We start from the raw sequence: 22,358 nt of genomic DNA, 5'->3' as shown, positions 1-22,358 counted from the left end.
TGCGGATTTTGTTATAATATGCTCAGAGACGGTATCGCAGGGTCGAGCTGTACTCATTCAAGCAAGCTGTACAACAGCAATTTGCTTTTCGGATTCACCTTCATAACTGTATTTCCACGGTTACGTTGGATTCTGCTCTGAGCCGTAAGGACCGAGACAGAAGGGACGATCGCGAGTGACTCTTTTTTGCCCTTCGGACCTTTTTAGCGGACCATGCTAAAAGGTTTTTTTGTTTGCGCGTTTACGCGTATTTTAACTACGAAAAGGGGAATGGGAGCAAATGGCAGACAAACATGCACTGAATATTGTGAAAATGAAAAAAATGAAAACGGACGGTGTGCCGCTGAGCATGCTGACCGCTTATGATTATCCTTCGGCCCTACTGGCCGAAGAAGCGGGGATCGATCTGATTCTGGTCGGTGATTCGCTCGGGAATGTTGTACTGGGTTATGATACAACCCTTCCGGTAACGATTGACGATATGGTCTATCACACACGTTCCGTGGCGCGCGGTGCGCAGAATACGTTCATTGTGGCGGATATGCCGTTTATGACGTATCACGGCAGCATTGACGAGACGCTGCGCGGTGTGCGCAGACTGATGCAGGAAGGCCGGGCACAAGCCGTTAAAATGGAAGGCGGGCTGGAAATTTGCGAGGCTGTGTCTGCTGTGGTTGCTGCCGGTGTGCCGGTGCTCGGCCACATCGGTCTTACCCCGCAGTCCGTAAACATGATCGGTGGATACCGGATTCAAGGCAAGGATCCTAAGGATGCGCAGCGGCTGATTGATGAAGCCAAGGGACTTGAAGCGGCCGGGGCTTTCGGCATAGTGCTGGAGCTGGTCACGGAAGAAGTAGCGGAGGCGATTTCCAAAGCGGTCAGCATTCCAACCATCGGGATCGGCGCAGGCCGGTACTGTGACGGACAAGTTTTGGTCTTCCACGATCTGCTGCAATATGCTTCACCTTACCGGGAGAAGCGCTTCGTTAAGACCTACGCTGATGTGGGCAGCCTGATCCGTGAGGGAATCGGCAGCTACGTACAGGAAGTGAAGAACCGTTCCTTCCCGGCGGAGAATCATGTATTTAATGCGGATGAAACTGTATTGGAATCTTTATACGGCGCTGCCGGAAAAGGAGCGAAATAAGATGAGAGTCGTTAGAACGATTGAACAGCTGCGTGAAGCGCTTGAATATATGCGTCAGGGCGGGCATACTCCCATCGGCTTTGTGCCGACCATGGGATACCTGCATGAGGGACATGCAAGCCTGCTGCGCCGGGCTGGGGAAATGAGCAGTACGGTAGTGATGAGCATTTTTGTTAATCCGCTGCAATTTGGGCCAAATGAGGACTTTTCCTCTTATCCGCGTGACGAGCAGCGTGATTTGGAGCTTGCGGAGCGTGAAGGAGCCGACATCGTATTTATTCCCGGTGTGGAAGAGATGTACCCGCAGCCGATCCGCACCCAGGTATCGGTCTCTTCGCTGACCACACAGCTGTGCGGAGCATCCCGCCCGGGGCATTTTGATGGAGTCACCACAGTCGTAAGCAAGCTGTTCAATATGGTACAGCCCGATTACGCCTTTTTCGGACTCAAGGATGCCCAGCAAGTGGCGGTTCTGCGCCGGATGGTAGCTGACCTGAATATGAATGTTGAAATCGTGGCCTGCCCGATCATCCGTGAAGGCGACGGACTCGCGCTTAGCTCACGCAATGTGTATTTAAGTGCAGAGGAACGCAGCCAGGCTCTGGTATTGTCCCGTTCGCTGCGTGAAGTTCGCCAAGCCATGGAAGAAGGTAAGGTCCGTACGGTTGAAGATGCCCGGAAACTGCTGGTGTCAGTCATTTCAGCTTCTCCGCTTGCCCTCATTGATTATGCGGAAATATTGACCTTCCCGGGCCTGGAAACGCTGGATGATGCTTCATTGCTGAGTGATGCTGACGGTGAAATCATTATTGCACTTGCCGTGAAGTTTGGCAGAACCCGTCTGATTGACAATAATGTATTTAATCCCAAGGAGGTTGCGACCCTTGTTTAGACATATGATGAAATCCAAAATACACCGGGCAACGGTTACCGAAGCCAATTTGAATTATGTGGGCAGTATTACCATCGACGAGAACCTGATGGAAGCAGCGGATTTGCTTGAGAACGAAAAGGTACAGATTGTCGACAACAATAACGGCTCCCGGCTGGAAACCTACGTCATTCCGGGACCGCGCGGCAGCGGCGTAATTTGTTTGAACGGAGCAGCGGCCCGTCTTGTTCAGCCGGGGGATACTGTCATCATCATCTCCTACGCGATGCTTTCGGCCGAAGAACTGGCAGGGCATAAACCAACTGTAGTTTTTGTGGATGGCGAGAACAAGCCGGTGAAACTGGCCGATCATGAGATTCATGCTACGATTGCTTAATCACCGGACCTAAGCCATGTAATCAATGGCAGGGATGAAGAGCCCCCCACTTGCGAAAAATGAAGGCAGGCAAGCTTAGGCTGATTTCATTTTCAGTAAGGGGGGGATGTCCCATGTTTCAACAATTATTTGCTGAGATGAATAAGATGCTTCAGGAGATCGCCACGGATTACCCTACTTCGGAGGGTGCCCGCCGGGATGATCTTTTATGCAAGTACAACATGCTTCACCGGCTTAGCGATGAGGTTATGGACGAGTGGCTCGCCTTTGCCGAGAAGCTGAGTCATTTCCGGGAACACGCGGAATTTCCGCCACAACCGGACGAAGAGATACCGCAGCAGGAAGCGCCAGAGCTCGCCATGGATTCTTTTGTCAGAGGGCAGGGCTACTATAAGCTGTTGATGTACCGGAAGTGTATTGATCAATTTAAGGAAGTTATTGCGCAGCACCCCGACAGTCTGGCGGCCCGCCTGTATTTGGCTATGGCCTATCTGCAGGAGGGCGACGGGGAGACCGCATGGGGGCATCTGGATCATATGCTTGCGCTGATTCGCGAGAACAAGCTGAAGGCGATGATCTACAATGCGCTGGGGTGCATCAGAGCTTCCCAGGAACGCTTCAATGAGGCAAGGGAGCTGTTCAGCCTTTCTTTGTTTCATGACCCGGCACTCCCGGAACCGAATGTCAATCTGGAGGTCTGCCGCAGGCGGGGAGGAAAGCTGCAATTCGGAAATCAGCTTGTTTCGCTTTTGTAATCATAGCCCACTCATTTAAGCGATGCATCCACTTCAACCAAGCGGTGTGCATCGCCTTTTTTCGTAACTTCTGTTATGCTGATAAAGAGTCTCAAGTGAAAGGGAATAGAACTTATAATGAAATTTGCCGTGCTTGATTTTGAAACTACGGGAACCCAATCTGTGGGTGAGATCATCCAGGTTGGCCTTGCCATTATAGAAGAAGACCGGTCCATCTCCCGGGTGTATGGTTCTTACGTCAAGCCCGGAACACCGATTCCTCCTTTTATTACGGGCTTGACCGGCATCACCGATGAAGATGTGAAGGATGCGCCAGAGCTGGATGAGATGATGATGGAGCTCGTCCCGCTGCTTGACGATGTAGTGCTTGTTGGACATAATGTTGCTTTTGATTTCCATTTTTTGCAGAATGCTTTAGACCGCTGCGGCTATTTGCCATTTCAGGGACGGATTCTGGATACGATTGATTTCCTTAAAATATGCTTTCCGTCACTAACGACCTATCAGCTAGGTGCAGTAAGTAACCATTTTGGCATCACACATGACCGTCCGCACCAGGCGGACAGTGACGCAGAAGCTACAGCGATTGTGTTGCTTAAATGTCTGGAAGAGCTGTATAGTTTGCCTCTGCTGACCATTCAGCGGCTTAACGAGCTGTTTGCCGATGAAGACAGTGACTTGGCCTGGTATTTTGACGGCCTGCTGCGGGAGCGCGAGATGGAAACCTTCCAGCCGGAAGGAGAGCTGAATTTTTACCGTCAGCTCGCAATGGCTGTAGGCGACTGGACTGAGCTGGCGCCTCCAAGAGAAGAAGGTGTTGGCAATCCTGTGGAGAATGTATCCTTTGAGGATTATATGGCCGAGGTAACCAAACGGCTTAAGGATACGCTTCCACAATATGAAAGCCGGGAAGCCCAGGAGATCATGATTGGCGAAGTGAATACAGCCCTTCGGGAGGACAAGCACCTGCTGATCGAGGCAGGCACCGGCACCGGCAAATCGCTCGGTTATCTGCTGCCGGCTATTTATCAGAGCGTACGTACCGGGCAGAAGGTTATGGTCAGCACCCATACCATCAATCTTCAGGATCAGCTGCGCGAACGCGATATCCCGCTTCTGACCAGTGTTGTGCCTTTCCCGTTTAAGGCTGCGATATTCAAGGGGAGAGGGCACTATTTGTGTCTGCGCAAGTTTGAACATAAAATAAATAAAAAGGACTTCGTAAGTCCCCGGGAAGAAGCGCTTACGGCAGCGCAGATGATCGTATGGCTTACCCAGACGGAATCGGGTGACGATGAGGAGCTGAATTTGAGCGGTCGCGGCGGGGATTTCTGGGAGACAGTAGCCAGTGATACCGATTCATGTCTGGGCCGTTCCTGTCCGTGGTTCCGCAAATGCTACTACCACCGGGCCAAACATGAAGCAGGGATTGCCGATGTGGTCATTACCAATCACTCCAAGCTGTTCGCAGACGTCAAGGCCGGGCACCAGCTGCTTCCGGCTTATGAGCATCTTGTCATTGACGAGGCCCATCATTTGGAGGATGTAGCCGGCAAGCATCTGGGCATGCAAATGAAGTATTTCACTGTAGCTCATACGCTTACAAGGCTGTATAAAGACAGCCGCAGCGGCCAGCTGCCGGCACTGCGCCAGACTCTGCAGTCCTCGGGCAGTGAGCAGGCTTCGGAGTGGAGCGGCGTAATCGATAAAATCTATCCCGACCTGCTTACCGTAAAGGAAACTTGGGATACACTGAGCGACAAGCTGTTCGGTCTATTGCCCGAACGAAGCGATGCAGCGGCAGGTGAAGCCGGCCAGCTGGTCACACGCCTGCTTCCCGGCAGCAAGCCCAAAGATTGGGAAGAGCTGGCGGCGCTGGAGAATACGCTCCACTTAGCCTTGAGCGACATCATCCGCAGAGGTGACAAAATGCTCAGTGAGATGCGCGATACGGAGAGTCAGTCGTCTTCGGACAGCCTGGTGACCGATATCGGAGGCTTGTTCAAGGATTTGGCATCCATCCGGGAACAAATCCGCTTCTTTATGGGTCTCAGTGACGATAATATCGTGTACTGGATGGAAGGGAGCGGCAACTACCGGGGCAAGTCGCTTCAGCTCTACGCTGTGCCTGTCGATGTAAGCAGCCAGCTCAAGGATCTGTTCTTCGACAAGAAGAAGAGCATAGTGTTGACCTCGGCCACGTTATCGGTCGACAAGTCCTTTCAGTTCATGATTGACAACCTTGGTCTTTCTGAAGCCTCAGAGCAAGGGCGTCTCATGACAGCGCTGCTGCCTTCACCGTTCAAGTACCGTGAACAGGCGCTGCTTGTCATCCCGCGCGATTTCCCCAGTGTTAAGGGCAGCGTAGGCGATGCGCGTTTTGTAGACAAGCTGGTGCATTCGCTGGCTGAAGCGGCGGCGGCGACCAAGGGGCGGATGCTGGTGCTGTTCACCTCCTACAAAATGCTGCGCCAGGTTTATGATCCGCTGAAAGAGGCCTTGGCTTCCCAGGACATTACGGTTCTGGGCCAGGGTGTGGAAGGAGGCAGCCGCAGCAAGCTGATCCGGCGTTTTCAGGACAGCTCTGCATCGGTATTGCTTGGAACAAGCAGTTTCTGGGAAGGAGTCGACATCCCTGGCGAGGCGCTGACCTGTCTTGCGATTGTAAGGCTGCCGTTTCAGCCGCCGAATCATCCGCTGGCCGAGGCAAAAGCGGAGCTTCTGCAGGCCCAGAAGAAGAATCCTTTTATGAAAATGTCTGTTCCACAAGCAGTGATCCGCTTCAAACAGGGTTTTGGACGATTGGTTCGCACAGCGCAGGACCGGGGAATTGTTATTGTATATGATACCAGGGTCATCGAAGCTTATTACGGGAAGTACTTCCTGTATTCACTCCCTGGTCCGAAGATGGAGCACATGCTTACCGATCAGATGGTTCCGCGGATTGCGGAATGGCTTGAAGAGGGCGGCGTTTCCTAATCTGTCATTGTTTATAAATTTTCCCCATCTCTTTGTACCATAGGCTGTGTCCCGTTCGCGGAGCGGGCACTGCACGTGGTTGTCATACGATATCGCGTCAGTGCAATTCTAAATTAGGAGGAGAAAATATGAAATCGGATAAAATATCGGAGGCCGTCGTTCGCAGACTCCCAGTGTACCTGCGTTTCCTGAACGATCTCCAAAAGCGTGAAATCTCAACCGTTTCTTCTCAGGAACTCGGGCAGAAGCTGGACCTTAATCCGGCGCAGATTCGTAAGGATCTGGCCTATTTTGGTGATTTCGGCAGAAAAGGCATTGGATATGACGTGTCTTATCTCATCGAAAAGATCCGTCACATTCTGAAGCTGGATCAACAAATCAATGTGGCCCTGGTAGGTGCCGGTAACCTCGGTCATGCCTTGTCCAATTACAATGCTTATCTGAAGGATACCATGAAAATCACTGCTGTATTTGATTCTTACGCTCCCAAGATTGGACAAAATATCAACTCTCTTACGGTACAGCCGATGGAGGAGCTGGGTCAGACCATCCGCGATCAGGGAATCCGGATCGGGATCATTACTGTACCGGACAGCGAAGCACAGAATGTGGCTGATATTCTGGTAGAATCGGGCATCGAGGCGATCCTGAATTTTGCACCGGTCATTCTGAAGACACCTGCAACCATCCGGATTCATGCTGCCGACTTTACGACTGACCTGCAAAGTCTGGCGTATTATTTACATGATGGAAAGGAAGGAATTACAGATGAGCAGCAATAAGATGGTAATTGCAAACGGACGTTTTCTGGTTCCCGGAAGCGAGAAGCCTGTCTTGAGCGGTTATATGACTATAGAAAATGATTTGATCACATACATAGGGGAAGAGAAGCCCGTTATTGAAGAAGGCACAGTGACGCTCGACGGCAGCCGGCTGCTGTTCATGCCGGGTCTGGTCAACACCCATGGTCATGCTGCGATGTCGCTGCTGCGCGGCTACGGGGATGATATGGTCCTTCAAGCCTGGCTGCAGGAGAAAATGTGGCCAATGGAGGAGAAGTTTACCGGAGATGATGTCTACTGGGGCACTTCCTTATCCGTTCTGGAGATGCTGAAAGGCGGCACAACCACCTTTTTGGATATGTATGATCATATGGACCGGGTGGCCGAAGTGGTCGAACACTCCGGCATCCGTGCGGTGCTGATGCGCGGTGTTATTGGTCTGTGTCCTGAAGAGGTGCAGAACCAGAAGCTTGCGGAAGCTGTTGCGTTCGCCCGCAACTGGCACGGCAAGGCTGACGGCAGAATTACAACCATGATTTCACCGCATGCCCCGTATACTTGTCCTCCGGACTTTTTCATGCGGTTTGTGCAGGCTGCACATGACCTGGACCTGCCGATGCATACGCATATGTCGGAAACGCTGCGTGAAGTGGAGCAGAATGCCGCTGATTACGGCCTGCGTCCTGTAGCGCACCTGGAGAAGCTGGGGATGTTCACCCGCCCGTCCTTAATCGCCCATGGTGTCCACCTGAACGATGAGGAGATCGAAATCCTCGCCCGCCACAAGGTGGGTGTGTCCCATAACCCGGGCAGCAACCTGAAGCTGGCCAGCGGTGTTGCACGGGTGCCTGAGCTGCTGAGAGCCGGAGTCAAAGTTTCACTGGGTACGGACGGGGCGGCAAGCAACAATAATCTCGATATGTTCGAGGAAATGCGGCTTGCAGCACTGATCCATAAGGGAGTCAGCGGCGATCCTACCGCAGTTCCGGCACCGGAAGCGCTGCTGATGGCCACGCAATACGGGGCGGAATCAATCTTCCTGAACCAGGTGGGCCGCCTTTCAGCAGGGATGAAGGCTGATTTTATTGCAATTGATATCGACCAGCCTCATCTACTGCCGCATAGCGACTTGCTCTCCCACGCCGTGTATTCGGCCAGCGCCAAGGATGTCGAGCATGTCTGGGTGAACGGCAAGCAGGTTGTGAAGCATGGTCAGTGCCTGACACTGGACGAGGAAGAAATCCGCCGCAAGGCGCAAGAAACTTTTGAAGGGCTGCTGAAGCGTTAATTCGACTGCCGCAGTTGACTTTATGACGTTTCATATATTAAGGAAAGGAAGCTGCATTTTGAGGAAAAGGAAAAAATGGCTTCTGCTGGGGATCGCTCTGTTTCTGCTCATTCTGTTCGGTCTAAGCCAATTTTATGCCTATATCATGAAGGACCAATGGAATGAACGCAGCGCGGCCAAAGAAGTTGCCAAGACCCGGGCGGGACTTACTGAGATATCCAAGGCGCAGAAATCGGTATGGGACGAAAATTCGGTGTACTGGGTGCTGACCGGGAAAAATAAAGCCGGTACGGATCTAATGGTGTGGGTACGGTTCACCGTGGACGGCAAGCCGGCCGGGGGCGATAACGGAGTTTATGCGGAAGAGCTGGCCAAAGGAACCTCGGAGAAGCAAATCCGCTCCATTATAGCCTCCCAGCTGCCCGGCATCGATATTAAACGGCTGCTTCCGGGTGTATATAATGGAGAATACGCCTGGCAGCTTTTTTACAAGCAGGAAGGACGTTATTATTACAAGTTCTTCCGTTTTGCGGATGGTACAGCAATCGGTGATGGATATACTTTGCCGAGCAAGTAGAGGCAGGGTGCAATAACAAAAAAAGCGGACAAGGCGGACAGCGCTTGTCCGCTTTTTTTGCATAATATGCTAATAAGTTGAACTAAAGAACTACCTAGAGGCAAAAGCAGCGGAGGGGAAGTTTGGAACTGTAGGAGCGATAGCGACCGCCTTTGTCTACGGATTTCAACCGCAAATAGCGGTATAAATCAAGAAATCTGTAGACAACAGCGGCCGGAAGTCCAAACATTCACCGCAGTTGCGTTCTATGCCGGATCGGTAAATCTTATGAAAATTCTGAAACTGGATCAAGAAAGTTGAGTTTAAGGCGGTTTTTTATAAAGGATAACTCTGACATTTTGTGAAATTTATATTATCATTGGAATGAAACAGTGATTCTGAGGATTAAATTACATGTTCCTTGAACAGGTGGAGAGATACGTTTGAAAACGATGATGAGGCTTTACCAGGAGGGCAGAACGGACTACCATTCTACCTTTTTTGATTTGATAAACGGGGATACGGAGACCAAACAAACGAAAGGGCTTGCCTACCTTTTTTCAAGGTATCCCAAGTTGATCCGGTTGCTGCTAAAAGAGTTAAACCGCCGGAACCCCGGAGACACTCCGGCTTTCAAAGAGGATTATGATTTTGTTCAGGTGGATGCAGAAATGCTTGCGGCAGGAGCAAATAAAATAAGGCGCGATATTACGTTGTCCTTGTTCCAGGGAAACCGCAAAAAACTGGTTATTGTGATCGAAGCAAAGAGCGCAGGGCTGTATGCAAAAGCTCAGGAAGTGTGCAGCCAGCTTGCCGCCTATTTGGATCCGAACAATTTTCCCCATGATGCGGATGTGCCAGTCTATGGCGTCACCTTAACTAAATACAAGCTGATTCATGATACTGGTTATCAATTTTTAAGTCTGCAATGGACAGATATCGTCGAACTGATCAATGAGATGATTAGAAGTGAGAAAAAATCGGGCGAAGATACCATCATTGCCAAGCAATATATTGATTTTATTCATGGGGTGGCGAAGGGCATGAAGTATTATGAGGTAGAGGTATTATCCGTTTCGGCTGGTAAAACGCATGAGCTGACTTATAAACATTGTATTCACGCTTGTCCGAACAGTGCAAAAGGGTATATTTACAAAACACCATTGTTTATCACTTTTCGTTCCGGCGGGGGCGGAGAAATGCATTGCCTGTACAAAATTGATGATATCGTGGTTCTTGATCCATTCACTCCATCGCTGGATGCGGTTCTTGAGGGGATTCAGCATGAGCTGGCTGCCAGAATCAAGACTTACATAACGGAGAGAATTCAGGGGGGCTATGGATTTAATCATCCAGGCGAAATGTACCGATTCTATGATCTTAGCCGGACTGACCTTATTCTGCTGCAGCATCGTCCCAAATCGGAGAAGAACGCCATGGGTGCAAGATATTACACACTGGCTGAACTCTTGCAAGGCGAAAAAATTGTAAAAAATGTAACAAGCAGTAGATAATAATTAGTTGATGATGGGGGAAGGGCATGGATTCTTTAACGTTAACGGTGTATGTGGTTTCTCTAGCAGTTGGCTTGGCAGCTGTCCTTTCATTTGCCGCCGGATTTATGGATGCTGTGGGTGTTTATTGATGAAAAGGAGTACATAAAGAAGTATATACAAATAGCAATATCGATGTCAGGAGAAATTAATACATCAGTAGAATAGAAAAGGGCCTGAATGGATTAATCATTCAGGCCCTTTTTGCCGATAAAGGAGCAAGAATAGAAGGGAATGCCCAGAAATTAGTATCAAAAATTTTAAATATATTCACACTTTCGTGCGAAATCGTATATACACCTGTGATATACTTCTATTTGTATTAAGACATGCTTAAGAGCATGTCAGTCTCGGATGAGCGCTAGACACGCTATTTATTGCAATTCATATATTTAGGTTTGGTCAACTTGAGAGGAGGACGTTTCTTGAAATTGCGTCTTGTGCCTGTACTGCTAACGTCTCTGTTGTCTGCTGCACTGCTCTTTGGCAGCTTTTATGCTTATCGTCAATTTGCGGTCCATGAGCCGCTTGATAAGATAGTATCGGCTTATGAAGGTGTTAATCATTCACATATTACTATTAACCGCAATGAGGTAACCTTGAAACTGGATTTGAAACCTGGTACGAAATTGCGCGAGCTGGTGCAATATGTGAACACTGAAGGCAAGTCCGCTATTAATGGACGGGCGCTTAAGCTGGATGTTGATCAGCACTCCAGTGAACTGCTGGACGAATATTGGGATAAAGCGATGTTCTCAGTCGCAGAAGCAATGGAAAGCAAAAAGTATACACTAATACCTGCTAAACTAGATGGATTGAAAGAGCAATTCAAGGAATACAAGAATGTAACAGCAACAACTGAAATTGATGACAACAACGTCTATGTAAGCCTGAGCAACGGTGAAGAGAGCAAGTTCATCATTTTACCGCGTGCAGCGGCAACGATGGGAGTGTGGAACAATGCCTAAGTGGTGGAAAGAGATTATAGCCGGATTTGTTCCGGTCCTGCTGATATTTATGGCTTTTGTGGGCATTAACATTATTCCTGTAATCATAGCAGCTGGTATGGTTTGTGCACTCCTGGTGATCGCCCATTTGCGCGGCGGGTTGACAGTGAATGCGGGCGGGGACAAGAAACGCAAGAAGAATGGCCCTTCCAAACTTACGTTTGAAGAAATCGGCGGTCAGGATAACGCGAAGCAGGAGTTGCGGGAAGCGCTTGATTTCCTGATCCGGCATGAAGAAATCAGCAAGTTCGGGATTCGTCCGCTTAAAGGGATCTTGCTTACAGGCCCTCCGGGAACCGGTAAAACGCTGATGGCCAAGGCTGCGGCCCATTATACCAATTCCGTTTTCGTTGCCGCTTCAGGCAGTGAATTCGTCGAAATGTACGTCGGTGTCGGTGCCGGACGTGTCCGTGACTTGTTCAAGGATGCCCGGACCCGTGCAGAGAAAGAGAATAAGCAAAGCGCCATTATCTTTATTGATGAAATTGATGTTATCGGCGGCAAACGCGAAGGCGGCCAGCAGCGTGAATACGATCAGACGCTTAATCAGCTTCTGACCGAGATGGACGGGATCTATAACAATGATACGCCGCGCATTCTACTTGTTGCAGCAACAAACCGCAAGGAAATGCTGGATTCAGCGCTGCTGCGTCCCGGCCGCTTTGACCGTCATATCCAGGTGGATATGCCTGACAAGAAGGGCCGCAAATCAATCCTCGATTTGCATGCCAAGAATAAGCCTCTGCATGCTGAGGTGAATTTAGACAAGATCGCCGAGGAAGCCTACGGTTTCTCCGGTGCGCAGCTGGAGAGCGTCATGAACGAAGCGGCGATTTATATGATGCGCGAGAATCTGACCGAAGTCGAGCAGCGCCATCTGGCGATGGCGATCGACAAGGTGATGATGGGCGAGAAGACTGACCGCGAAACCAATCATGAAGAGAAACAGCGGGTGGCCATCCATGAGCTTGGACATGCTATTATGGCGGAGCTGCTGCGTCCGGGCAGCGTCAGCCAAGTTACCTTGACTCCGCGTGGACAAGCACTTGGTTATGTGCGTCACAACCCGCAAATCGAGCAGTATTTGTATACCAAGGATTATCTGGAGAATCAGATTATGATCGCGCTTGGCGGAGCAGCTTCCGAGGAGATGTATTATGGGGGCCGCAGCACAGGTTCACGCGGCGATTTCGATCAGGCGCTGAATATTGTCGAGACCATGATGAAGTCGGGACTCACGTCACTTGGGATCGCCAACCTGGAAATGGTAACTACAGAAGAGCTGATGAAGGAAAATAGCAAGATTCTGGATGAGCTCATGGTTCGTACCCGGGACCTGCTCCAGAAGCAAAGAAATGTATTTGATTACTCTCTTGACATTTTAATGAAGGAAGAAGTCCTCTCCGGAGAGCAATTTCGTTGTCAATTTCGTGACAGTGTCCTTTTACCGGCATAATTCTTTATGCCGGTTATTTTTTTTTACTTTTCAGACATGCTAAGATATTATTATATGTCGGGCTACATATTTTTTACGACAGAAAAGGTACAATACAAAAGTATAGATACCTGAAAGGATGGAGACTTTTTCATGAATTTTAAAAAAATAGGTGTCATCGGCGGTGGCACAATGGGACAAGGGATTGCTGAAATGCTGGCAGCCAAGGGTCTTGATGTTATGCTGGTGGAGAAAAACACGGAAAGACTGGAATACTCCTACGAAATGATCGAGACAAGTCTTGATAAGCAATTGGAGAAATGGGCGATTACCCAAGCAGAAAAGAAGCTGATTCTTAGCCGCATCCAAAAAGTGACACATTTCGCCGAGCTCAGCTCGTGTGATATGGTCATCGAAACAATTACGGAAGACCTGGAAGCCAAGCAAAAAGTATTTAATCAGCTTGACCAAGTGTGTCCGAGCCACATTATTCTTGCCAGCAACACGTCAACGCTCAGCTTGACGGAGCTTGCAAGCTCTACAATGTACCCGGAACGCGTAATCGGCATGCATTTCATACATCCGGTAGGTAAGGTGGATCTTGTGGAGATTGTACGTGGACTGAAGACATCCGATAGTACCTTTGAAGATACCAAAGCTTTTGTTGACGAAGTCGTTGAGAAAAAAGGCGTAATGATTTATGAATCCCCAGGATTTGTTACTTCGCGCCTCATTTGCTTGTTCATTAACGAAGCTATGCATGTTCTGCAGGAAGGTGTCGCTTCCCCAGAGGATATTGACGACGCAATGCGCATCGGTTATCAGTTCCAGCATGGACCGCTTGAAATGGCTGACCGTTTCGGTCTGGATTCGATTCTTGCCGCACTGGAGAACATGTTCCGCGAGTATGGGGAACTGAAATACCGACCATCGACTATTCTTAAGAAGATGGTGCGTGCGGGACAACTGGGCATGAAATCGGGCGAAGGCTTCTTCAAGTATGACAAGGATGGTGACCGTGTATGAACGTATTAGTAATTAACTCAGGAAGTTCTTCTTTGAAATATCAGCTGTATAATATGACAGATGAATCTGTATTGGCCAAAGGGCTGGTAGAACGCATCGGGATGGATTCTTCCATTCTGAACCATAAGCCAACAGGCAAACCGGAAGTCACTGAAGTCAGTGAAATTCTGGAACACAATACCGCCATCCGCAAGGTTCTGGCTTGCCTGACAGACAGCGAGCATGGCGTAATCAGTTCGATCGAAGAAATTAATGCCGTAGGCCACCGTGTAGTTCACGGGGGAGAATTCTTCAAGGAATCCTCATTGGTTGATGGCGATGCCAAGTCGAAGATCCGTCAATTGTTCGACCTTGCTCCACTGCACAATCCGGCTGCTGTGATGGGGATTACGGCTACAGAGAAGAATATGCCCGGCGTTCCGCAGGTTGTTGTGTTTGATACAGCTTTCCACCAAACAATGCCTGAGAAGGCTTATATGTACGCTATCCCAAGAGTGCTTTACAACAAATACAAAGTCCGCCGCTACGGAGCACACGGCACCTCGCATGATTTTGTCAGCAAAGCTGCAGCGGAATATCTCGACCGTCCGCTCGAGGATCTGAAGATTATTACTTGTCACATCGGTAATGGTGCCAGTGTTACTGCGGTTAAAGGCGGAGTCTCTATTGATACTTCCATGGGGATGACACCACTGGAAGGTCTGATGATGGGAACACGCAGTGGGGATCTTGACCCGGCAATCGTTCCTTATGTTATGAACAAGGAAGAGCTGTCCGTAGGCGAAGTGAATTCCATGCTCAACAAACATAGTGGATTGCTGGCTATTTCTGGCATCAGCAGTGACATGCGTGATATTATTGATGGTGCAGAAAAAGGCGAGCCTAACTCTACGCTTGCTTTTGAAATGTATGAATACCGTCTGCGCAAATACATCGGTTCTTACGCAGCAGCCATGAACGGTGTGGATGTTATCGTATTCACTGCCGGCGTGGGTGAGAATGCATCCCTGTTGCGCGAAAAAGTGCTGAATCAGCTTACGTTCCTCGGAATCGAACTGGATACAGAAGCCAATAAGGTTCGTTCCGGTGATCCGCGCCGCATCTCTACAGTTGATTCCAAGGTGCAGGTGCTTATAGTACCGACGAACGAAGAGCTTGTTATTGCACGCGATACCTATCGTATTGTGCAAGAGGTTAACGGCTAAACTAGAGGAGAGATCGTAGGCATGGCAAACAAGAGTGTAATTAAACGCGTTAATGAACATGTCGGAGAGAGTGTTGTTATCGGCTGTTGGGTAAACAACAAGCGCTCCAGCGGTAAAATTCAATTCCTGCAGCTCCGGGATGGTACAGGGTATATCCAGGGTGTTGTAGTAAAATCCGAAGTGCCTGAGCAGGTCTGGGATGATGCCAAAAGCCTTACCCAGGAAAGTTCCTTGTATGTGACTGGCATTATCCGCGAAGAGCCGCGCTCTCAATCGGGATATGAGATGACCGTAACGGGCATCGAGGTTCTGCATCTTACCGAGAACTACCCGATCACACCGAAGGAGCATGGCATCGATTTCCTGATGGATCATCGTCATCTCTGGCTCCGCTCCGCAAAGCAGCGGGCCGTACTGGTGATCCGTGCAGAGATTATCCGTGCTATTCAGCAGTTCTTCAATCAGAACGGGTTCACAAAGGTGGATCCGCCGATTCTGACACCGACATCGGCTGAGGGCACCACCAACCTGTTCCACACGAAATACTTTGATGAGGATGCCTATTTGACGCAGAGTGGCCAGCTCTACATGGAAGCTGCAGCAATGGCGCTGGGCCGCGTGTATTCCTTCGGTCCTACCTTCCGTGCTGAGAAATCAAAGACCCGCCGCCACTTGATCGAGTTCTGGATGATCGAGCCGGAGATGGCTTTCACGGATCACGAAGAAAGTCTGAAAGTTCAGGAAGAATTCATCAGCTTTATCGTACAATCGGTACTGACCAACTGCCGTGCTGAGCTGGAAGCGGTAGGACGCGATGTCTCCAAGCTGGAGAATATCAAAGCGCCGTTCCCGCGTATTACTTATGATGATGCGATTAAGTTCCTGAACGATAATGGTCATGAAATTGCCTGGGGCGACGATTTTGGTGCACCGCATGAAACAGCAATTGCTGAAGCCAATGACAAACCTGTCTTCATTACGCATTATCCGGCTTCGTTCAAGGCTTTCTACATGAAGCCGCATCCTGAGCGTCCTGAAGTTGTACTCTGTGCGGATATGATTGCTCCGGAAGGTTACGGGGAAATTATCGGCGGATCGCAGCGGATCGACGATCCGGCACTGCTGGAGGAACGTTTTAAAGAACATAATCTTTCGATGGATAGCTATAAATGGTACATGGATCTGCGCACCTACGGTTCAGTGCCGCACTCCGGCTTCGGTCTTGGACTCGAACGCACAGTGGCCTGGATTTGTGGTCTAGATCATGTGCGAGAAACGATACCGTTCCCTCGTACGCTGTACCGTCTCTACCCGTAAGGGCACAAAGGGGGCTGGTGCATGGACGGCAAAGGATGGAGTACATGGGGCGAAGGAATGGCTGCTGGTCTTCAGAACGGAATGGCCATCATTCCTTATGCACTCTTGAAGCATTACCGGAAGCTGAATCTCAGCGGCAGTGAGGCGATGCTGCTGATTCACCTTCTGTCGTTCCGGCAGGTGGAGGGCATTGACTTCCCTTCGCTGGAGGAACTGCAGGCTGTAACAGGCCGAAGTATCGCTGTCATAGCGGGAGAACTGCAGAAGCTCATGAAGGAAGGGTTTATCAGCATCGACGAAGATAATGATGAGCTGAGAGATATCCATTATGAGCGCTACAACTTCTCTGGAATGTATAACAAGCTGGGTGCTTATCTGGCTGAGGCTGCGAAAGAGGCTTCAGAGGATAAGCACGCTGGCACGGCTCCTTCACGGGAGGCAGCCCGCTTTACTACCGGTTTCCCCGTTCTGGACGGGGGATACGGCAGAACGGCTGTCGCTGTACCCGGCAAGGCCGCTGAGGAGAGCCGCAGTCTGTTCAGTATCTTCGAAAAGGAATTCGGCCGTCCACTCTCTCCGATGGAATGTGAAACAATCTCCGGCTGGGTGGATCAGGACCGGTACCCGGAAGAGCTGATTCTGCTTGCATTAAAGGAATCGGTATTCGCCGGGAAGGTTCATTTCCGCTATATTGACCGCATCTTGCTGGAATGGGCCCGCAACCGGGTGAAAAACGCCGAGGATGTTAAGAACTATACACAGAAGTTCCGCAGTGGTGGAAGATAGCGGCACAAACGGAAGAACCCTGTTGCTGGGAATAAAGCAGCAGGGTTCTTTTTGTTGTTTGCAACAATCGAAGCGTGGATAAGTTTCGAAGAAGCTGAATAATAAGAAGCCCGCGCCAATTCCGTGAGGAAGTAGCGCGGGCTTCTGTGCGATCCTGACTTGAAGAGATAGGAGTTTAGGACAGTTCCTTCTCCAGCGCAACACCCATCTCGCGTGAGCGTTCTGCGCAGCGGTTAACTGCGGCTATGACCGATTCGAAGAAATCGGCCTTTTCGAGCACCTCAATGGCTGCTTGCGTTGAGCCGTTTGGCGAAGTGACCTTCTTACGCAGTGCTGCCGGTTCCTCACCCGTCTGCTGCACCATGCGCGCAGCGCCGAGGACAGTCTGCACGGTCAGCTCAGTGCTTTGCTGCGGTGGAAGTCCGCCGCGGATGCCGGCAGCGATCATCGCTTCCATCATGTAATAGATATAAGCCGGACCGCTGCCGGAAATTCCGGTTAAGGTTTCCATCCGTTCTTCCTCAATCACAGCCGTAATACCAACGGATTCAAAGATGTTGAGCGCCGTACGGCGTCCTTCTTCATTAACTTCTTTGGAATACACAATTCCCGTCGCCCCAAGGCCAATGGAACTGGAAGTGTTGGGCATCGTACGCACAACAGGCTGAGGGGTGCCCAACAGGCCATGAATCGTGCGGACGGTCAGACCGGCAATTACGGAGATCACCAGCTGATCCGGTGAGAGCACAGGTCCTAATACGCGCAGCGCTTCGGCAGCGTCCTTGGGCTTCATCGCCAGGACAATGACTGGAGCCGTCCGCAGATGTTCCATTTTTTGTTCCGGATCATTGCAGCCAAGTACGCCATAACGGCTGCGCAGCTCAGCCAAACGCTCGTTGCTGCTGCGGTTCAGCATAACGATATTGTTGGAATCAATGACATTGCGGGCAATCATGCCCCGTACAATTGCTTCTGACATTGAGCCTGCGCCATAAAAAACAATTTTATGATTGATTAATGGAATTGCGGGTTGCTGACACATGGCTAAAAGTCCCCCTTGTTCTTTGTACTAACTCCGGATTTGGCCGGAGCCATATATTTTATATTTGCATGAAGTGAGCGCGGGCAGACCCATCGGGCCGCGGGCGTGCAGCTTCTGGGTGCTAATTCCGATTTCGGCGCCAAATCCAAATTCAAAGCCGTCTGTGAAACGGGTCGAAGCATTATGGTATACAGCTGCTGCATCCACTTCCTGCAGGAAGCGGGCTGCATGTTCAGTATCTTCGGTTACAATACACTCGGAATGTTTGGTGCTGAACTCGGCAATATGCCGCAGCGCTTCATCCAGTCCGTTGACTATCCGGACGTTAAGAATATAATCATTGTATTCTGTCGCATAATCCTCCGCAGTAACCGGCAGTGCCCAAGGTACAAGGGCAACCGTTTCCGCACAACCGCGTAATTCTACAGAAGCTGTGCGGAAGGATTCCGCAAGGGAAGGTAAATATTGTACGGCATAGTCGCGATGAACGAGCAGCGTCTCCATGGAATTGCATACGGACGGGCGCTGGGCTTTGGCGTTCAGGCTGATTTGCTCTGCCATATCAGGACGGGTGCTTGCGTCGAGATAAGTATGGCATATACCCGCACCTGTTTCAATTACCGGAACAGTAGCGTTGAGCACAACATTCTGGATCAAGGAACTTCCGCCGCGCGGGATAATGACATCCAGCAGCCCGTTAAGTTTGAGTATCTCATCGACGGAGGAACGGTTTGGGTCCTCAATCAGCTGCAGTGCACCAGGCGGCACCGCGGTTTGGGCCAAGGCGGCATGCAGCACTTCAACAATTTTGCGGTTCGAGGACAGGGCAGAAGAGCCGCCCCGCAGAACTACGGCATTGCCTGTCTTAAGGCAGAGACCGGCCGCATCCACGGTAACATTGGGACGTGCTTCGTATATAATCCCTATCACGCCGAGAGGTACGCGGATTTTCTCAATGGAGAGACCGTTCGGACGGTTGATGGTTTCCAGCGTGTCGCCGATAGGATCGGGCAGCACGGCGATTTGCTGCAGACCTTCTGCGATGCTGTTGATCCGTCCGACATCAAGGGCCAGCCGGTCAAGCATGGACTCTGGAGTGCCGGCCAGCCGGCCGCGTTCCAGATCTTCGCCGTTAGCGGCAATTATGGCTTGAGCTTCGCGGCGGAGGGCCTCCGCCATTACAAGCAGCGCTTCATTTTTTTGACCGGTAGTCAGGCTTGCCAGTACACCGGTAGTTTCTTTGGCCAATGAGGCTTTATTCACGACTTCACTCATATCCGTTCCTCCTAAAGTTTTATTAGCTAAGCGTTCAGAAACGTCTTTTATTAAGTCTGAATCAACATATTGTTGACTTGCTTAGGATCAATCATCAACCCGGACGTTACCGTAAAGTAATCCATTCATCACGGTGGATGACTTCAAGCCGGTGCACTTCGCCCAGCTTCGGCACAATCTCACGGCTGGGGAGCCCTTGAATGCTGCGGAGCTGGGCGTCATCATAATTCACAATGCCCCGTCCCAGCAGCATGGCGTCTGGACCGAGTACTTCTACAACGTCGCCGGAGTGGAAGCTTCCTTCGATCCGCTTGACCCCTACAGGAAGCAGACTGTGGCCCCCGTGGAGCAGTGCTTCAACGGCTCCGTCGTCCACATAGAGGGAACCGAGCGGAGTGGACATGAAGCCGAGCCACTGTTTTTTGACGGGCAGAGAAGAGAGCGTGGTGGCAAAATACGTACCTTTGCCGTCGCCTGTTGCTGCCAGCTCCAGATCGCCGGGTTCGGTGGCTCTGCCGATAAATACCGGCACTCCGCCGCGGGTTGCAATCTTGGCGGCATCAATCTTCGAGCGCATTCCGCCTGTCCCTACACTTGAACCTGCACCGCCGGCGATAGCATAAATCTCCGGCGTAATTTCCTCCACTTGCCGGTAACGAACGGCATCGGGATGCTTGCGCGGGTCTCCACTGTATAATCCATCCATATCCGTGAGGACCAGCAGACGTGTTGCCTTCAGGAGGTTGGCAACCAGAGCGGAGAGAGTGTCGTTGTCGCCGAATTTCAGCTCGTCGACAGATACGGTATCGTTCTCGTTAAATACCGGTACCGCACCCTGGCGGAGCAGCTCTTCCACCGTCATTACGGCGTTGTTCATCGCCCGCCTGCTGCAGAAATCGGTGCGGGTCAGCAGGATCTGTGCAGTTGGTATTTCATGCTGCGCGAAGGCTTCCTGGTACGCCTGCATCAGCAGGACCTGTCCAACCGCCGCCGCTGCCTGCTTCTCATGCAGAAGCTTCGGACGGGACGGGTAGCCGATGCCGCGGAATCCGGCCGCCACAGCGCCGGAGGTTACTAGCAGGACCTCGCAGCCACCCTGCCGGAGTGCGGCAATCTCGGCAGCGAAGAAGGCCACGGCGGAGCGGTTCAACCCGCCCTCCGGACCGGTAAGTGAGCTGCTGCCGATTTTGACTACGATTCGTGTCGTCATTGTTCTTCACTTCCTTCGCAAAATAATAAAGATAACTCAGAAAACGACAAAAAGCCCCCATCCTAAGACTTAGCAAAGGACGAAAGCATTGATTACTTCCGCGGTACCACCTTCATTGATGAGGGTTCATCCGACTTCATTCTCATAACGGGAGTTTCCGTCCTGCAGGGGCAGGCCGCTCGGGGGTAGGATTCAGAAATGACAACCGCGGTAAATTCTCTCAGCCTGCCGGAATTTACTCTCTGCTCGCGGATAGAGACATTTTCTTACTGGTCCCGTCTGCACGTTTCACTATTTGACATTTAGAATACCACGGTAAAGTGCGGTTTGCAAAGGGAGAACGAACTAATATTTTTCGGGAATAGCGGGAGTTCCAAATATTATGTTTATCCTCCGGGAGAATTTCAGAATCAGGCCATTCGGGAATTTGTAGAGGAAAAAGCCGGTGATTCCAGAACAAAGAGACCGGTCAATGAGAGCACAGCCCGTATGACGGATGATCAGAACCGTTTGATAACCCAATATAATTTGCGAAAATAGCGGGTGGCTCGTATTGAGCTGACTTGAAGATAGGATCTTATTCATACTTGAATACAAAAAATGCCCTTTCGTTTCCTTTGCCGGAGCCGAAAGCGCATTTCTAATTACAAGGGGCACAAAAATCATTTCGTTCTGTACTACTCATCCGCCAGACCGGCAACGGTTGCTTTGAAAGTGCCAATGAAGGCTTCCGCGGCTTTGGACAAATAGCGGCCCCTGCGGTACGCGATCACCAGGGTGCGGCTTGGCACAGGTTCGGCCAGCGGCAGATAGACGGGCACAAATTCGCTGCGCGGGGCACGGGCGATAAAGTGTGGCACGAGTGTAACGCCCATTCCGGTAGCTACGAGGGATTGAACCGTCTCCATATTGTTGCTTTCAAACACAATGCGCGGCTCAAATCCGGCTTCGCGGCATAGCTCCACCGTCATTTTGCGGAACCCCTGGCCTTCTTTAAGCACGATGAACGGCTCATCCTTTAATTCTTCGAGAGAGGTGCGTGTACCCTTTGTGCTTCGGGAAGCCAAAGGATGCTCCGGCGGCACGGCGAGATCAATCCGTTCTTCACCAAGCACCTCGTAAGCAAGAGTGGGGATTTCCAGCGGGAGGGAAAGCAGGCTGAGATCAGTCTGGCCGCTTGCAGTCAGTTTCTCAAGATTCATTGAAGAATCCTCAAGCAGTGTAATTTCCACATCGGCATATTTCCGCTTGAACACAGGGAGTACATGGGGCAGCAGATGTGCTCCGGTGATCGGCATACTGCCTACCACTACACTTCCCGTACGAAGCTGGGAAATATCAGACATTTCCTGGCGCAGCAGCTCCACGGCGTCGATAATCGCTCCTGCCTGCTCCACAAACTTATGCCCGGCATGGGTAAGCTCTACCGAGCTTGTATTGCGCTGAAACAGCATGACCCCAAGCTCTTTCTCCAGCTTGGACAGCTGCTGGCTGAGCGAGGGCTGGGCGATATGCAGTTTATCCGCAGCACGGGAGAAGTTCCGTTCCGCCGCGATTTGCAGTGCATACTGTAATTGTCTTAGTTCCATTAGTAAGCTCCTTGAATGAACATGATTGCTTATAAGTATAACCTATAGTAAGTCAGCTTAATATAGGTTGGGTGACCTGGCCAGAAGAAGGTGTATTCTACAATACTCCGCGAAAGTACATGATGTGCTATTTCCTTG

19 protein-coding genes are annotated in these 22,358 nt (G+C 50.6%); 15 read left to right on the top strand and 4 right to left on the bottom strand.

Going from position 1 to position 22,358, the window contains the following annotated elements; translation table 11 throughout:
• The first annotated feature begins 280 nt into the window (after positions 1-280).
• From panB to ACQ76X_RS01435, 15 genes are all read left to right on the top strand, one after another.
• Positions 281-1,147, top strand: coding sequence for a 3-methyl-2-oxobutanoate hydroxymethyltransferase (gene panB, locus ACQ76X_RS01505; RefSeq protein ID WP_438491078.1), 867 nt, complete (start codon positions 281-283; stop codon positions 1,145-1,147).
• Position 1,148: 1 nt separating this feature from the next.
• Entirely contained in the window at positions 1,149-2,039 is an 891-nt protein-coding gene (gene panC / locus ACQ76X_RS01500) for a pantoate--beta-alanine ligase (protein ID WP_438491077.1), read from the top strand.
• Positions 2,032-2,415 (top strand): aspartate 1-decarboxylase, encoded by a 384-nt coding sequence (gene panD, locus ACQ76X_RS01495; RefSeq protein ID WP_038594422.1) that lies wholly within the window; start codon positions 2,032-2,034, stop codon positions 2,413-2,415. The genes panC and panD overlap by 8 nt, the downstream gene beginning before the upstream one ends.
• Before the next feature lie 113 nt (positions 2,416-2,528).
• Positions 2,529-3,170, top strand: a complete 642-nt coding sequence (locus tag ACQ76X_RS01490) for a hypothetical protein (RefSeq protein ID WP_438491076.1) — start codon at positions 2,529-2,531, stop codon at positions 3,168-3,170.
• A 117-nt stretch (positions 3,171-3,287) separates the two neighbouring features.
• Positions 3,288-6,149, top strand: a complete 2,862-nt coding sequence (dinG, locus tag ACQ76X_RS01485) for an ATP-dependent DNA helicase DinG (protein ID WP_438491075.1) — start codon at positions 3,288-3,290, stop codon at positions 6,147-6,149.
• 89 nt (positions 6,150-6,238) lie between these two features.
• Complete coding sequence (locus tag ACQ76X_RS01480) at positions 6,239-6,931, top strand: redox-sensing transcriptional repressor Rex (protein ID WP_438491588.1); 693 nt, start codon at positions 6,239-6,241, stop codon at positions 6,929-6,931.
• On the top strand, positions 6,918-8,219 hold the full coding sequence (locus ACQ76X_RS01475; protein ID WP_438491074.1) for an amidohydrolase: 1,302 nt from the start codon (positions 6,918-6,920) through the stop codon (positions 8,217-8,219). The genes ACQ76X_RS01480 and ACQ76X_RS01475 overlap by 14 nt, the downstream gene beginning before the upstream one ends.
• 58 nt (positions 8,220-8,277) lie before the next feature.
• Complete coding sequence (locus ACQ76X_RS01470) at positions 8,278-8,796, top strand: cell wall elongation regulator TseB-like domain-containing protein (RefSeq protein WP_076109825.1); 519 nt, start codon at positions 8,278-8,280, stop codon at positions 8,794-8,796.
• 422 nt (positions 8,797-9,218) lie between these two features.
• Entirely contained in the window at positions 9,219-10,289 is a 1,071-nt protein-coding gene (locus ACQ76X_RS01465) for a hypothetical protein (protein WP_438491073.1), read from the top strand.
• A 464-nt stretch (positions 10,290-10,753) separates the two neighbouring features.
• Positions 10,754-11,296 (top strand): hypothetical protein, encoded by a 543-nt coding sequence (locus ACQ76X_RS01460; RefSeq protein ID WP_438491072.1) that lies wholly within the window; start codon positions 10,754-10,756, stop codon positions 11,294-11,296.
• Positions 11,289-12,791, top strand: coding sequence for an AAA family ATPase (locus tag ACQ76X_RS01455; RefSeq protein ID WP_438491071.1), 1,503 nt, complete (start codon positions 11,289-11,291; stop codon positions 12,789-12,791). The genes ACQ76X_RS01460 and ACQ76X_RS01455 overlap by 8 nt, the downstream gene beginning before the upstream one ends.
• 132 nt (positions 12,792-12,923) lie before the next feature.
• A complete protein-coding gene (locus tag ACQ76X_RS01450; RefSeq protein ID WP_438491070.1) occupies positions 12,924-13,796 on the top strand; it encodes a 3-hydroxyacyl-CoA dehydrogenase family protein in 873 nt (290 codons plus the stop codon).
• Entirely contained in the window at positions 13,793-15,001 is a 1,209-nt protein-coding gene (locus ACQ76X_RS01445; RefSeq protein WP_438491069.1) for an acetate/propionate family kinase, read from the top strand. The genes ACQ76X_RS01450 and ACQ76X_RS01445 overlap by 4 nt, the downstream gene beginning before the upstream one ends.
• 21 nt (positions 15,002-15,022) lie before the next feature.
• Complete coding sequence (gene asnS / locus ACQ76X_RS01440; protein WP_438491068.1) at positions 15,023-16,318, top strand: asparagine--tRNA ligase; 1,296 nt, start codon at positions 15,023-15,025, stop codon at positions 16,316-16,318.
• Positions 16,319-16,339: 21 nt separating this feature from the next.
• Positions 16,340-17,104, top strand: a complete 765-nt coding sequence (locus ACQ76X_RS01435) for a DnaD domain protein (RefSeq protein WP_438491067.1) — start codon at positions 16,340-16,342, stop codon at positions 17,102-17,104.
• Positions 17,105-17,279: 175 nt separating this feature from the next.
• Here ACQ76X_RS01435 and proC read toward each other — a convergent pair whose 3' ends face one another.
• The 4 genes from proC to ACQ76X_RS01415 form a co-directional block, all read right to left on the bottom strand.
• Complete coding sequence (gene proC, locus ACQ76X_RS01430; protein ID WP_038594385.1) at positions 17,280-18,146, bottom strand: pyrroline-5-carboxylate reductase; 867 nt, start codon at positions 18,144-18,146, stop codon at positions 17,280-17,282.
• 27 nt (positions 18,147-18,173) lie between these two features.
• Positions 18,174-19,421 carry a glutamate-5-semialdehyde dehydrogenase gene (locus ACQ76X_RS01425; RefSeq protein WP_438491066.1) on the bottom strand — a complete coding sequence of 416 codons (1,248 nt, stop codon included), beginning with the start codon at positions 19,419-19,421 and terminating at the stop codon, positions 18,174-18,176.
• A 106-nt stretch (positions 19,422-19,527) separates the two neighbouring features.
• The gene (proB, locus tag ACQ76X_RS01420) at positions 19,528-20,631 is read right to left on the bottom strand and encodes a glutamate 5-kinase (protein ID WP_438491065.1); all 1,104 of its coding nucleotides are present in this window, start codon (positions 20,629-20,631) and stop codon (positions 19,528-19,530) included.
• Positions 20,632-21,308: 677 nt separating this feature from the next.
• Positions 21,309-22,220, bottom strand: coding sequence for a LysR family transcriptional regulator (locus ACQ76X_RS01415; RefSeq protein WP_076109819.1), 912 nt, complete (start codon positions 22,218-22,220; stop codon positions 21,309-21,311).
• Positions 22,221-22,358: the final 138 nt, after the last annotated feature.

It is taken from the genome of Paenibacillus sp. IHBB 3054, assembly GCF_051594305.1.
Lineage (GTDB): Bacteria > Bacillota > Bacilli > Paenibacillales > Paenibacillaceae > Paenibacillus_AQ.
Note: the sequence above shows the minus strand (reverse complement) of the source record. Positions and strands in the feature narration are given on the sequence as shown.